This is a genomic window from Alcaligenes faecalis, from assembly GCF_005311025.1.
In the GTDB taxonomy this organism is placed as follows: Bacteria; Pseudomonadota; Gammaproteobacteria; order Burkholderiales; family Burkholderiaceae_B; genus Alcaligenes; species Alcaligenes phenolicus.
On sequence record NZ_CP031747.1, the window covers coordinates 946,416 to 960,166 of the forward strand.

The window sequence follows — 13,751 nt, forward strand, 5'->3', positions numbered from 1 at the left end:
AAAGGCAACTTGCTACTATAGCGCGTTGCGTCAGAATTTATGTGAACGGGTATCCGGGCTCTCTGCTAGCCCAGTTGTGACAGAGTATTAAATGAGTACACACCAAACCATGAATACGGCCGGATCGCGCCCAGCGCGCCTGAGTCTGACTCAGCAAGAGCGCAAGGCCAGCATCCTGCTTGCCCTGTTGTTTGCCTGTCGAATGCTGGGTCTGTTTTTGCTGACCCCGGTCTTTGCAGTGGCCGCGCACTCCTTGCCCGGCGGTAATGATGCCGCCCGTGTGGGTCTGGCATTGGGGGCCTATGGTCTGACGCAGGCTGTCTTGCAGATCCCCTTGGGGATGGCATCGGATCGCTTCGGACGCCGACCGATTATCGTCATCGGCATGGCCTTGTTCGTGATCGGTGGGGTGATCTCCGCGCTGGCCCAGAATATTGACTGGGTGACGGTAGGCCGCTGTATTCAAGGTCTGGGGGCAGTTTCAGCGGCAATTTCCGCCTGGGTTGCCGACTCCACCCGTCCCGAAGTGCGCACACGTGCCATGGCGATGGTGGGTGGCTCGATTGGGCTGTCTTTTGCTGTATCGCTGGTGCTCTCGCCAGTGCTGGTGGGACAATTTGGTTTGTCGGGACTGTTCTGGGCCATCAGTTTGCTGGGCTTTGTCTGCTTGTTGATTGCCGCTTTTGTCGTGCCCAGCGCGCCTAAAGCACCCGCCTCGATTGTGCAGGTTACCGCCGGACAGGTGTTGCGTCATTTGGATCTGCTGCGCCTGAACTTTGGCGTGTTCTGTCTGCACTTTATCCTGATGTCCCTGTTCATCGTCGTACCGGGCATTCTGGCGACCTTGGGTGGCTACGGCACTCAGGATTTGTGGAAGGTGTACTTGCCCGTTATTCTGGTTTCTTTTGTGCTGATGGTGCCAGCGGTGTTTTGGACAGAGACCCGCAAGCGTCACAAGCATGCGCTGGAACTGTCTGTGTTGCTGCTGATTGTGGTGCTGGCCGTGATGCCATGGGCGCGCGATTCACTGGTTCCCATGGTGGCCGCGCTGACGTTTTTCTTCATCGGCTTTAATGTGCTGGAAGCCTTGCAGCCTTCCTTGGTGTCGCGTGTGGCGCCACCAGAATACAAAGGTTTGGCGCTGGGTTTTTACAACACCTCTCAGTCCCTGGGCGTGTTTGCCGGCGGCCTGATCGGCGGCATCCTGGCAGGGCGAGGGCTCACCCAATGGGTCTTGTGGACCGGCGCAGCCCTGGCTTTGCTCTGGTTGCTGACAGCGCGCGGTTTCAAAGACAAATATTAAAAGGCATTGCCTGTTACGCTTGTGCAAAGACGTGGCAGGCAGCAACAAGTAAAGTGGCTGGATTGGCCGCAAGAATCAAGAGCTGGGCGGAACAGGTGACACCATCAGGTGCTTAGCCATATACGCCGTTCAAGGTGCCGTAACAGGATCGATGGCATGGATAAAACTGCCCTTCCCGGAGCGGGGAGGGAGTGTTAATTAAGGCACGAATCCACGATAATACGGCTTGATTTAGAATTTTTGACTACAGGATTTTTTCATGGCATCGGTAAATAAAGTCATTCTGGTCGGCAATCTTGGCCGCGACCCAGAAGTACGCTACAGCGCAGAAGGCTCGGCCATCTGCAATATTTCCATTGCCACGACTTCGCAGTGGAAAGACCGTACCTCTGGCGAGCGCCGTGAGGAAACCGAATGGCACCGTGTGGTGTTCTACAACCGTCTGGCTGAAATTGCAGGTGAGTACCTGCGTAAAGGCCGTCCCGTCTACGTAGAAGGTCGTCTGCGCACCCGTAAATGGACAGGCCAGGACGGTCAGGAGCGTTTCACGACCGAAATCATTGCCGAGCAAATGCAAATGCTGGGTGGCCGTGACGGTGGTGATATGGGCGGCGGCAGCATGGGTGGTGGCGAATACGGTGGCGGCGGTGGTGCACCAGCTCCGCAACGTGCTCAGCGCCCAGCGCCTCAACAACAGCAGCAACAACAGGCCCCACGTAATAACGCTCCTATGTCGGACAATCTGGCCGATATGGATGACGATATTCCGTTCTAATTGGGCAAGATGAAGCTCGGCCTGGCCCTGTCAGGACAAAGGGTCTCTCTTTCCTGAACTGTTGATTGGCTCGGCAATACTAAAAACCCCCGGCGAATTTAAAATTCACCGGGGTTTTTTATGCATCTCTGCGCGGCGCTGCGGCGCAAGAGTGGGGCAGAATGGGCTGCCTTGTCGTACTGCGATTAGAAACGGTGCGTGAGTGTAGCCAAGGCAGTGCGCCCTTCGCCGTAATATACCGAGTTGTAAAAGCCCATGGCACGGTAATAGCGTTTATCGGCCAGGTTACGCACATTGAGCTGCAACTGGGTTCGTTTGCCAAGGTCGTATTGCGCCATCAGATCGAACAAGGCATAAGGTTTTTGTTCAACCGATGCGGACTGTTCGCCGTAATAGCCTTGTGCATGGGTGCGGCTTTGCCAACGTATTCCCGCTCCTACCACCAGGTTCTTCAAGGTGCCTGGCAATCGGTACGTGGTATTGAGCTTGAGCATTTGTTCGGGTTGCGTAGTCTGGACCTTGCGCCCTTCGTTGTCCTTGGACACGCGGTAGGTATAGCCGATAAAGGCATTCCAGCCAGGGCTTAGTTCGCCGGCCAGTTCCAGTTCCACGCCCCGCGTTCGTGTGCCATCCAGCATTTCGTACCACGATTCGTTACGAGCGACATCAAAGCCGCCGTACTCGGCCACGTCTTTCTGATTGGTCTGGAAAACAGCCAGCGATCCGTTCAGGCGTCCATCCAGGTAGGACGCTTTGATACCTGCCTCGTAGTTGTGTCCGTACGCTGGCCCTGTCATTTCCCAGTCTTTGGTCTTGTACATCTGGGGCTGGAAGATGTTGGTGTAGCTGGCATAGACCGTATAAGTGTCATTCAGGTCATAGGTCACGCCCAGATACGGCGTTATTTCCGAGTAGCGCTGTGACTGGGACAGAATGATGGGGGTGGTGCCCGGTGTCCATTGGTTCCAGCGGTACTCATCGGCTTCCCAGCGTGTCCAGCGTGCCCCGGCGAGCAGGTGCAGATCATCGCTCAAATTAAAGCGGGTTGTGCCGAAAATTCCCGTCTGGGTGGTACGCAGGATTTGATCGGAGACAGCTTGATCCCAGACAGGTTCTGGCCAGTTGCCGTGCCAGTCATGAATATTGGGTATGGGATAGCTTGCCTGGTCGGAAGAATTCCATCCCTTGGTTTGACTACGAGATTTGGAGTGTGAGAAGCCCAGATTGAACTCGTGGTTTGCTCCCAGCAGATCGAAATCCCCTGTCAATGAGCCGCCATATACATCTTGCTTGCTACCGCCTTTGTATTTGCGCAGGGTGGGTGTCCCGGATAGCAAGCCCGTATTGGCATCGACAGGAAAGTCGGCGGCAAACAACAGGGAGGCATCAAAGTCATTGTTCAGCCTGGAATAGGACAGTCTGCCGTCCCAGCCATTGGCAAATGTGTGCTCCAGCGAGGCAAAGTATTCTGTCGCGTCGGTATCCCAGGTCGTCCATTTGGCGCCGACCGTCTGCCCTTTCTCCCAATCGACTTGCTCGCCATTGGTGTCAAAAATGGGCAAACCACCCCACATAACGCCTTTGGGGCGAGAACGCTGAGTGGAGACACCTGCGCTCAAGGTGGTGGCTTCACCCACGTCGGCTTCGATAATGCCGTAGAGAACATCGCGTTTTTTGCGATAAAAATCCAGCGTATCGCCTCTTCGCTCTTTGGCACCGACTAAGCGGGCGCGCAAGGAGCCTGACTCGTTCAGTGCAGAGGATAGATCCAGCTCGCCGCGGTAGGTATCGTTGCTGCCGCCCATGGCGCGGATAGTGCCCTGGAACTCACGGCCAGGACGTTTGCGGATGAAGTTCATGGAGCCGCCTGGGTTGCCGGTACCACTCATCAGGCCCGTTGCACCGCGAATAATCTCTACGTGATCATAGATAATCGGATCCAGATTGCCATCTCCGAACTGGTAGGTATCGTCCAACGGCTTGACCACACCATCAAACTGCATGGTGTCCATCTTGAAACCGCGTGAATAGTAGCTGAGCCGGTCAGTTTCGCTTTGCTGCACGTTCATGCCGGTGGCATTTTCCATAATGTCACGCACGCTGTTCATCGCGTGATCATCCAGTTGTTGTCGGGTCAGGCTGCTGGTTGATTGTGGAGTATCGCGTTGCGTCAGAATCAGGCCGTTGGCCGAGCGCATCCAGTCAGTTGTATAGGAGCCTGTATGTTCCGTGGTATCACCTGCACCGCGCACCACAACGGTGCCCAGTTGCGTGATGGGGGCGTTGGGAGTGTCCGTCAGGGTATAGCTGCCGTCAGTTTGCCGCTGAATCTGCAAGGGGGTTTGACTCAGGAGCTGTGCAAAACCCTCGTCAAGGCTATGGATTCCTTGTAGGCCAGGGGTCTGAAGGCCATCGGTTTGGGAGGGGGGGAATGAGAGCAGCACCTGCATGTGCTGGGCGTAACGTGCCAGAGCCGGTCCCAACGGCCCGGCAGGAATGTCAATGGCGCGCCCGCTGTTTTGCGCTGACCCTTGTGCCCATACGAGGGAGCTGGGGGGCAGGACACCTAACAAGGAGATCAGGATGGCAGTGGCCAGGGGGGCCAAGGTATGGCGCAGCTGGCAGGTGCTGCGAGAGTGCAGGGAAGGGGTGTACATAGTGTTTGGTTTCCGGGAAGAGGTTTACTACTTCACCCTGTATGCCAAACGAGATTGAAAAAGTGACAATTTTTAGTGCTTAACGTGCAATGATCCGCGTCCAGTACGCCGTGCGGCGTTCTGTTCGAACTGGTAAAACTCGTTCGATAGCACTAAGGCCGCGCTCAATGTCGCTTAAGGGGTAGGCACCAGAGATGCGCAGCGCGCCCACGGCTGGATCACAACTAAGAAAGCCTGGCTGGTAGCGGGCCAGGGCGGCTATCAATTCATCAAGGCGCATATTGTCGGCATAGAGCATGCCATCTAGCCAGGCGTGTTGTTGAGTGGGCATAGCCGTGGGGATGCTGGCTCGGTGCGCGTCCAGTGTGGAGCTCATGCCTGCGGGCACGATCGTGGTCAAGTTAGCGGCCAGCGCAGGTTCCAGCCTGACGCTGCCTTGACTGACATGAATATGGGCTCTGTCTTCGCTCCAGTAAACAGAGAACTGCGTGCCCAACGCCACGATTCGCCCTGCTGGGGTGCTGACCACCAATGATCTGGCTGGCAAGTGAGGATCGGCGTGCGTTGCAATGTGGATTTCTCCCCGGCGCAGCTTGATTTCACGGATTTGATTGTTATAGGAAATGTCGACAGCGCTATCCGTGTTCAGGCTTAGCTGGCTGCCATCTTCAAGTGTAGTCTGCCGGCGCTGGCCAACGGCCGTGCGCTGATCAGCGGTCCATACCTGCAGGGGAAACTGCTGAATCAATGCCGCACTGGCACCAGCGGTCAGCACAAAGGCAAAAGACTTGAGTACGGTACGTCGGCGTCGAAAGAGCGGTGTGCTTAATGCATGGAAACCAGCGGCCTGATCAAACTGGCCAAATTGCTGATTCAGTAATTCGATACGTTTCCAGGCATGTTGATGCAAGGGGCTGGCGGCGAGCCATGCTTGCCAGGCTTGGTGGTCGGCGGGAGTGCACTCTTCCGCGCTCAAGCGCACAAACCATTCGCTGGCCGTAGCGATGACCTTTTCAGGCAAGTTTCCCGTATCCGGTGGATTCAACACGATGTCAGGCAATGTCGAATAGCCAGGGCCAAGTACTGCCGAACCGAACTGACAGAAACTTGCAGCTGTGCAGCGATCTGTGCGTGTTTCAGCCCCTCTAGCTGCAGCAATAAAAAGGCCTGGCGGGCTTTGGGAGGCAGGCCGTCAAGTAGTTTGTCTATCTCGACCAGTGCTTCCACGGCCAGGGCACGACGCTCCGGGGACGGCGCAGAATCGTCTTGGCGAGCAGCCAGTGCTTGCAGATAGGCACGCTCGATATCTCGTCGACGAAACATATTGACCAGCAGGCCGTGTGCGATGGTGACCAGATAAGCACGAGGTTCGCGAAAGCTGCGAACATCGTCACGGCGCATGAGCACTTTCAGGTAAGTGTCGTGGGTCAGGTCCGCCGCATCCTCCGGGCATCCGGTTTTGCGACGCAGCCAGTCGCACAGCCAAGACTGGTGCTGGCTGTAGAGCCCTTCAAACGAGGCGTCCGGACTGCTTTGGGTCATGATCAGGTGGAAATATACGACAGTTGCTAATAATAACCATTATCAATAATTGATCGCAATGTCCCACACAAACAATGCCTGGTTCGTACAAACACCAATGTGTACCAATATCAATTCTTGTATACAATCCATAAAAAATGAATGCAAAATAGGAAAGCAATGACCACGATCAAAACAGCAAGTCACAGCGATGGGGTGTATGAGTCGGTGCGGGCTCACGTTCTTGGCCTGGTGAAAAACATTGATGAGCCCGTGCGGGTTCGGGAAGAAGAACTGGCCAAGATGCTCAATGTCAGCCGCACGCCGGTACGGGAAGCACTGCTGCGTCTGGGGCAGGAAGGTATTTTGACCATGGAGCCTCGTCGCGGCGCCTTGCTCTCGCCCTTGACCCAGCAGGACTACATCGAATGGCTGAAGCTGCGCATTGAACTGGAAGCCTTTGCGGCGCGTGAAGCCGCCTTGAATGCCTCGCAGCGGGATGTGGATGCCTTGCGCGCGCTGTTTGCGCCCTTCAATCAAGACAATGTGGAAGAGCGTGTCAGCGAATATGCGGCAGCCAATGTGGAATTCCACGCGGCCATCATGCGTCTGGCTGCAAATAGTTTGCTGGAGAAGGTATGGAAGTCCTTTGGGCACCGCGACATGCTCAAGACCAAAACCATCGAGCGTCTGAAACGGGCGCACGAGTCTTTGGCCGAGCACCTGGCCATGATCGACGCGATTGAAAAACGGGACGCAGCGCTGGCAGATCGTCTGGCGCGCGAGCACGTTCAAGGGTTGCTGACGCAAACCTTGAACAGTTCCAACAACATCCGATAAGGAGGTTTGCTGTCATGAAGTTACTGACCTTTGTAGCCGCAGGGGAAACGCATTTGGGCGGCATGCTGGACGATGATCGGGTGGTGGATCTGACACAGGCCTGGGGGATGTACGAGCATCCTTTACGTGCTCGGCAGGCTCCCACTGAGGTCATTGACGCTATTTTTATAGGCGATGAGATCCTGATCAGCCTGCAGCTTTTGATGGAGCAGGCAAGCCAGGCCAAGGCTCCCGTCCATGCTGCTTCAGATCTGTGCTTTCTGGCTCCTGTCCCGAATCCGGCCAAAAACATTTTCTGTGTGGGTCGCAATTACCGCGCCCATATCGTGGAAGGCAATCTGGCACGTGGTCGTGCGGCGGATGACTTCCCCAAAGCCCTGGAGTTCTTCAGCAAACCGCCCACCACGGTGGTGGGGCATCAGGCCCTGGTCAGCCGCCATGCGGCTCACACCAAGATGCTGGATTATGAAGTGGAGCTGGGCATTGTGATCGGCAAGGAAGGCCGGGACATTCCAGTTGAAGACGCGCTGGACTATGTCTTTGGCTACACGGTGATCAACGATATTACGGCGCGTGATCTGCAAGCGCTGCATGGTCAGTGGTTCAAGGGCAAGTCACTGGACGGCACCTGCCCGATTGGGCCGGTAGTGGCATTGAAGACCTCCATTGCCGACCCCAACGCGCTGGATCTTGAATTGGAAGTGAATGGCGAACTGCGCCAATCGGCCAATACGTCGGACATGTTGTTCGATGTGCCCAACATCATCGCCCAGTTGTCGGCGGGCATGACCTTGGAGCCAGGGGACATTATTGCAACAGGCACGCCCTCCGGGGTTGGCTTTGCCATGCAGCCTCCACGCTCTTTGGAACCAGGCGATGTCATCAAAGCTCGTATCCCCGCTATAGGCGAGCTGGTCACTACTATTGAGTAAGGTTGACGACTATGCGCTTTAAATTAATCCTGTCAGGCGTGGCTGTATTAAGCGCTTTAACGGCTGTGCCCTCGCTTGCGACGGCACAGGAATATCCCACCAAACCCATCACCATCATTGTTCCGTTCCCGGCGGGCGGCACACTGGATAATCTGACCCGCAGTCTGGCGCAGAAAATGTCAGATGACTTCAAACAGCCTGTCATCATCGACAACAAACCCGGTGCCGGTACGGTGATTGGTACGGAAATCGTGGCCCGCGCCGCGCCGGATGGCTACACCTTGGGGATGGTGGCGAACAGTTTTGCCATCAATCCCAGCCTGTACGACAACCTGCGTTACGACACGGTGAAGGACTTTACGCCGGTTAGCTGGGTGGCCTACACACCGCACCTGCTGGTGGCGAATCCGGATGTGCCCGTCAAGAGCCTGGCGGATGTCATTGCTACAGCGAAATCCAAACCGGGCGAGCTGTCCTTTGCGTCCTTTGGTGCAGGTACATCGCCGCATATCGCGATTGAGCGCTTGAAAGCGGAAGCCAAGATTGATGTGCTGCATATTCCGTACAAAGGCCAGGCTCCAGCGTTGAACGATTTGCTGGGCGGTCATGTAGACATGATGTTTGCTAACACGCCTGATGTTTTGCCCCACGTGAAATCCGGCAAGCTGCGTGCAATTGCTTTGGCGAACGATACTCGTCTGGAATCTATCCCCGAAGTGCCTACTTTCAAAGAAGCAGGCGTGGACAATATGAACTCCAACTCCTGGTATGGCGTGATAGTGCCTTCTGGTACCCCAGCACCGATTGTGGAGAAGCTCAGTGCTGAATTTGTCCGTATTGTGAACCTGCCCGAAATTCGTCAACGCTTGTTGGCCCAAGGACTGGAACCTGCGGGTACGACGTCGGCCGAGTTTGCCGAGTATCTGAAGTCTGAAATGGAAATGGCCGCCAAAGTGGTAAAAGCCTCCGGCGCCAGCGTGCAGTAAACCCTTAACGAATACGAAAGAGCCCAGAGAGCTCAAGCTACTAATCAGGAGATGAATATGATCAAAGAAATTATCCGTTCCGACAAAGTGACTCCCCCTCGTGCCCCCTTGTCGCCTGCTGTGCGATCCAATGGCTTTGTGTTTGTGTCGGGCCAGCCAGGTTTTTTTGATGATCGCCAGATCGCTGAAAACGACTTCGACGCACAGATGCACCAGGTCATGGCCAATGTGAAAGCGCTGCTGGAAGAAGCAGGCTCCAGCCTGGACCATATCGTCAAAGCCAATGTGATTTTGAAGCACGCCGGTGACTTTGCCCGCATGAACGAGATCTATCGTACTTACTTCAAGGACGGCGAATACCCGGCCCGCACCACGATTGCGGCGGATATGGGGAACCCCTTGTTCCTGCTGGAAATTGAATGCATCGCCGCTGTCGCGGAATGATGAAATGAAAAAAGGCCGACATGAAGTCGGCCTTTTTGTTTCAGAACGCTCCTTGAGCGGAACGTCGCAAGGTAATCAAACCTAGGCCAGTCAAAACCGCAAAGATCGCACCGGCGGCAAAGGTGCCTTGGAAACCGATGGTATCCCAGAGCACGCCGGCAATGACGCTGGCCAGCAGCAGAGCGATACCGGTTAGCAGGTGGAACATGCCAAAGGCGGTGCCACGCAGTTCGGTGGGGGCGCTGTCAGCGATCAAGACGTTGAACAGGCCCTGGGTAAAGCCCATATGCAGGCCCCACAAGGCAACGCCCAGGCCCAGACCCAGCAAGCCGGGCACGAAAGCCAGGATCAGGTCCGCTGCAATCAGCAGGGCCACACCGATCAGGAGCAGGTCAGTTTTACGCATACGATCTGACAGCACACCGGCGGGGTAGGCGGACAGGGAAAAAGCCACGCTCATGACGACCAGCACGGCAGGGGCCCACATGGGCGGCAGACCGCTGGATTCACCGCGCAAGATCAGAAAGGCTTCGCTGAAACGGGCCAGGGTAAAAGCCAGGCCAATTGCGACAACCCACCAGTAGCGGGAACCCAGGCGGCCCAGATCTTCCCGGTTCAGAGGCAGTTTGCGGGGGCGGATGGTGGCCGGGATCTTCGGTTCGCGTACAAAGAACACCAGAACGGCGATGGCCGCAAAGGCAGGCAGCACGGCAACCCAGAAGATCAACTGATAGTTGTTTGCTGTCCACCACATCAGGGCGATGGCCAGTAGGGGCCCTACAAAGGCGCCAATGGTATCCAGCGTTTGCCGCAAGCCATAGGCTGCGCCGCGCAGCTCGGGCGGGGTGACATCGGCGACCAAAGCATCACGCGGCGCACCGCGTATGCCTTTGCCGATGCGGTCTACAAAGCGGGCACCGACCAGCCAGTCCAGCGAGTTCGCCAGTGGAAAAATGGGTTTGGTCAGGGCGGCCAAGCCATAGCCAATTACTGCCAGCAGTTTGCGCTTCCCAAAACGGTCGCTGACCGCTCCGGAAAACACCTTCATGATGGAGGCGGTGGCCTCGGCAATGCCTTCAATAAAACCGACCGCTAGTACCGATGTACCCATGACGGTGACCATATAAATGGGCAGCAGGGCGTGGATCAGCTCCGAGGAAATATCCATGAACATGGACACAAAGCCCAGTGCCCAGACGCTGCGGTGGATTTTGGCACGGGAGGCGTCGGCCGTCGGGGTAAGCGCGGGATTAGCGGTTTTCTTCATGAGCGTCATAGACCATTTGGGCATACGCATCCAGCCGTGCCTTGCACTCTTGCAGGCGCTCTTGAGCAACCTGTGCCAGGGGGGCGCCATAAAAATCCAGTTTCTGGATTTTCTCGTACCAGTTTTCCAGCTTCTTCAGATCGGTTTCTTCTTCGTCCAGTTCGGCGTAGGTGAATTTCTGAATCGAAATTTCCTTGTCGATTTCGGCCTCGAAGTCTTTGCAACGGCCCAGCAGTTCCTGGTATTGCTCGTTGCGGTCGTCCGTAAAACGGGCGATGACTTTGTCCTCTTGTGCCTTGTCCAGAGCAATGGTCTCCAGCAAGACGCATTCACCTTCCATGGTCGTGATGTCGTTTTCCAGCACCTTCAGACGGCGCACATGCTCGTCGGTTTTAGGCAGAACACATACCCCGTTTTGCAGATACACCGCGCCCAGCGCTTTCAGGCGCCGCCATAAGGCCAGCCGTTTTGCACTGGGTTCAGAGGGGACCTTATAGGTAAGAAGCAGCCAGCTCATTGAAGTCATGATCGTGGATTTAAAGTAACGATCGTTTCATATTAATAGAACTATATGATTCTGAAAAGAAGAACTGAACATGTCGTTCGAAACCGAGGGTATGTATCCAAGTGTTTGGTCTTGTATCCCGGCTTGTACAGAATCAGGCCATTTTCGGGTCGCGATTGCCGGTAACAATTTCTTCCCCCAAGCCGCATGTGTCATGAGTTCTGGCGACTTTCGCTTAAGGGATTTCCCGGTTTTCTATCCGAAAACAGCCACCTTCCAAGGAAGGAAAACAGCCGTTTTGCGCTTTCCAAGCCAAGGAGCAATCGCTACCATGACAGCACCTATCCACTTTGTTCAGTTTCTTGCACGACCGGTCTCAACCACAAGCAGCGTGCAGACTTCAAGCCCAGGTTTAGGTAAAGCGCTTGTCCTTGGACAAGCTCTTGTTGGTTATGGAGTCAGTGTGTTCGTTTCCGGTTGTTGCGCGATACAGCGCCGCACTTTCGCGGTGGGAATCAATACGGAGGAATGCAATGAGTAAGCAGAAAGCAGTCCAAGCAAGCCAAGGTCCAATCGATGTTGCCGCTATCCGTGCAGCTGCCAAGAAGTTTGTGGACGACGGGGCGGTGGCATCCGGCTACAAGGGTAATCGTGAAGAAATCATTCAGATGCTCAATGAGGCCCTGGCCACCGAGCTGGTCTGTGTGATGCGCTACAAGCGCCACTACTTCACCGCTACCGGCTTGAACAATGAGCCTATCAAAGCCGAGTTTCTGGAACATGCCCAGCAAGAAGCCGAGCATGCCGACCGCATTGCCGAACGTATTGTGCAATTGAACGGCGAGCCGGATTTCAACCCGGCCAATCTGGTCCAGCGTAGCCATGCAGAGTACGACGATAGCGACGATATCAAATCCATGATTCGCGCCAACCTGATTGCCGAGCGTATTGCGATCGAGTCCTATCGTCAGATGATCGAGCGCATTGGCGACACCGACCCGACCACTCGCCAGATGCTGGTTGAAATCATGGCGGTGGAAGAAGAGCACGCCGACGATATGGGCGATCTGCTGGATATCTAAGTAAGTTGCGCAGGTGCTCACCAAAACCCCGGTATTTTCCGGGGTTTTTTTCTGCCTGAATTCTGAAAAGGAGTACAGTAGCGGCTTTCCTACCTATCGGTAGGTAGTTTTGATTGACGTCGCTATATACGGGGGTGTGAGCGTGTTTGAATTTCTGTTCTTCCGCACTGTAGAGGGTGTGACATGAGCGAGCTGTCACGTGCCAGAAGCCTGGCCTGGCCCTTGATCTTGTTGCTGGCCTTGTTGACGGCATTGGATGCCATGGCCATTGATATGTATTTGCCGGGCATGCCTGCCATTGCGCAGGAGCTGGGAGCTTCCCCCGGCCGGATTCAGCAAACCTTGTCGGTGTTTCTGGCAGGCCTGGCCTTGGGTCAAGGTATTTACGGCCCTTTGCTGGATCGCTTCGGGCGTCGAGTGCCCTTGCTGCTGGGCGTGGTTATCTTTGTGGTGGGCTCGGTTTTTGGCGCTTTGGCCACATCGGTTGAAGCCTTGTTGGCAGCGCGTTTTATCCAGGCGTTAGGCGCCGCAGCGGGCTTGGTCACACCGCGTGCCATTGTGGCGGACTTGTGCGATGTCAAAGAGTCGGCAAGCATCTTTTCTCTGCTGATGCAGGTGATGATGATTGCACCGATTGTGGCCCCCATTCTGGGTGCCTACCTGTTGAGCCATGCAGACTGGCGTGCCATTTTCTGGATGCTGGCGGCATTAGGGACGATGGGGCTGCTCTGGGGACTTAAAGCCATACCGGATTCGCTGCCCGTGAGCCAGCGTGTGCCTTTGAACCCCGGTCATATTGTTCGCGCCTACGGTCGCGAGCTGGGTAACAAGGCTTTCATGGCATATACCGGCTCCGGTGGTTTCGCACTGGCTGCCTTGTTTGTCTACATCAGCGGCTCGGCTTTTGTGTTCACGCAGCATTTTTCCTTGTCGCCGGCCGTATTCAGCTATGTGTTTGCCGGTAACTCGGTGGCGCTGGTTCTGGGTGGGGTCGTCAGCAATTATTTGTTGAAGGCCGGGATGCCCACCTCTCGCGTGCTGGCTTTGGGACTGATTGTCCATACGGCCTCGGCTCTGCTCCTGTATGTGGTGGTGCAAGCTGATGTGGCGGGCCTGATTCTGTATGCCGCCTTGATTGCTGTTTCGGTGGGCTCTTTAGGCATGGTGTTTGGCAACGTGACGGCCTTGACCATGGATGTGGCTGGCCCACAGGCTGGGACGGCTGCAGCCTTGATGGGCATGTTCCATTACCTGATTTCGGCGGTGGTGGGCTATATCGTCAGTCTGGCTGTGCCTGGGCCGCAGGTTTTGCCTGTGGCAATTGGTGGCTGCGGTCTGTTGGCTATTGTTCTGTATGTTCTGGCTGGCCGTTGCCGCACGGTGACCCGATCAGTCAGTGAGCTGGGGGTTGTAAAATAGGCAGTTGCTGCGGGCCGCGA

14 protein-coding genes are annotated in these 13,751 nt (G+C 55.7%); 9 read left to right on the plus strand and 5 right to left on the minus strand.

Annotation, left to right across the window (positions count from 1 at the left end; all coding sequences use genetic code 11):
- Window positions 1-91: 91 nt before the first annotated feature.
- Complete coding sequence (locus D0C27_RS04340) at window positions 92-1,303, plus strand: MFS transporter (protein WP_022983677.1); 1,212 nt, start codon at window positions 92-94, stop codon at window positions 1,301-1,303.
- A gap of 259 nt (window positions 1,304-1,562) precedes the next feature.
- A complete protein-coding gene (ssb, locus tag D0C27_RS04345) occupies window positions 1,563-2,078 on the plus strand; it encodes a single-stranded DNA-binding protein (protein WP_035269622.1) in 516 nt (171 codons plus the stop codon).
- Window positions 2,079-2,263: 185 nt separating this feature from the next.
- Here ssb and D0C27_RS04350 read toward each other — a convergent pair whose 3' ends face one another.
- The 3 genes from D0C27_RS04350 to D0C27_RS04360 all read right to left on the minus strand — a co-directional run bounded on the left by D0C27_RS04350 (window position 2,264) and on the right by D0C27_RS04360 (window position 6,277).
- Complete coding sequence (locus tag D0C27_RS04350) at window positions 2,264-4,735, minus strand: TonB-dependent siderophore receptor (protein ID WP_137430491.1); 2,472 nt, start codon at window positions 4,733-4,735, stop codon at window positions 2,264-2,266.
- 79 nt (window positions 4,736-4,814) lie between these two features.
- Window positions 4,815-5,756, minus strand: coding sequence for a FecR domain-containing protein (locus tag D0C27_RS04355; RefSeq protein WP_240688309.1), 942 nt, complete (start codon window positions 5,754-5,756; stop codon window positions 4,815-4,817).
- 20 nt (window positions 5,757-5,776) lie between these two features.
- Window positions 5,777-6,277 (minus strand): sigma-70 family RNA polymerase sigma factor, encoded by a 501-nt coding sequence (locus tag D0C27_RS04360; RefSeq protein WP_083055026.1) that lies wholly within the window; start codon window positions 6,275-6,277, stop codon window positions 5,777-5,779.
- Window positions 6,278-6,436: 159 nt separating this feature from the next.
- Here D0C27_RS04360 and D0C27_RS04365 point away from each other — a divergent pair, with 159 nt between their 5' ends.
- The 4 genes from D0C27_RS04365 to D0C27_RS04380 are packed head-to-tail and all read left to right on the plus strand — an operon-like array spanning window position 6,437 to window position 9,458.
- Window positions 6,437-7,096 (plus strand): GntR family transcriptional regulator, encoded by a 660-nt coding sequence (locus tag D0C27_RS04365; protein ID WP_137430492.1) that lies wholly within the window; start codon window positions 6,437-6,439, stop codon window positions 7,094-7,096.
- 14 nt (window positions 7,097-7,110) lie between these two features.
- On the plus strand, window positions 7,111-8,028 hold the full coding sequence (locus D0C27_RS04370; protein WP_137430493.1) for a fumarylacetoacetate hydrolase family protein: 918 nt from the start codon (window positions 7,111-7,113) through the stop codon (window positions 8,026-8,028).
- 11 nt (window positions 8,029-8,039) lie between these two features.
- Window positions 8,040-9,014 (plus strand): Bug family tripartite tricarboxylate transporter substrate binding protein, encoded by a 975-nt coding sequence (locus D0C27_RS04375; RefSeq protein WP_137430494.1) that lies wholly within the window; start codon window positions 8,040-8,042, stop codon window positions 9,012-9,014.
- A gap of 57 nt (window positions 9,015-9,071) precedes the next feature.
- Window positions 9,072-9,458, plus strand: coding sequence for a RidA family protein (locus tag D0C27_RS04380; protein WP_157667189.1), 387 nt, complete (start codon window positions 9,072-9,074; stop codon window positions 9,456-9,458).
- Between the two features lie 40 nt (window positions 9,459-9,498).
- On the opposite strand, the gene D0C27_RS04385 is transcribed toward D0C27_RS04380, so the two are convergent.
- Window positions 9,499-10,749, minus strand: coding sequence for an MFS transporter (locus D0C27_RS04385; protein ID WP_431188472.1), 1,251 nt, complete (start codon window positions 10,747-10,749; stop codon window positions 9,499-9,501).
- Window positions 10,709-11,242, minus strand: coding sequence for a Chromate resistance protein ChrB (locus tag D0C27_RS04390; protein ID WP_080747983.1), 534 nt, complete (start codon window positions 11,240-11,242; stop codon window positions 10,709-10,711). The genes D0C27_RS04385 and D0C27_RS04390 overlap by 41 nt, the downstream gene beginning before the upstream one ends.
- A gap of 79 nt (window positions 11,243-11,321) precedes the next feature.
- Between D0C27_RS04390 and D0C27_RS04395 the strand changes: the two genes are divergently transcribed.
- From D0C27_RS04395 to D0C27_RS04405, 3 genes are all read left to right on the plus strand, one after another.
- Window positions 11,322-11,771, plus strand: a complete 450-nt coding sequence (locus D0C27_RS04395) for a hypothetical protein (RefSeq protein ID WP_137430495.1) — start codon at window positions 11,322-11,324, stop codon at window positions 11,769-11,771.
- A complete protein-coding gene (locus tag D0C27_RS04400; protein WP_009461955.1) occupies window positions 11,764-12,312 on the plus strand; it encodes a ferritin-like domain-containing protein in 549 nt (182 codons plus the stop codon). The genes D0C27_RS04395 and D0C27_RS04400 overlap by 8 nt, the downstream gene beginning before the upstream one ends.
- Before the next feature lie 183 nt (window positions 12,313-12,495).
- On the plus strand, window positions 12,496-13,731 hold the full coding sequence (locus tag D0C27_RS04405; RefSeq protein ID WP_035269633.1) for a multidrug effflux MFS transporter: 1,236 nt from the start codon (window positions 12,496-12,498) through the stop codon (window positions 13,729-13,731).
- Window positions 13,732-13,751: the final 20 nt, after the last annotated feature.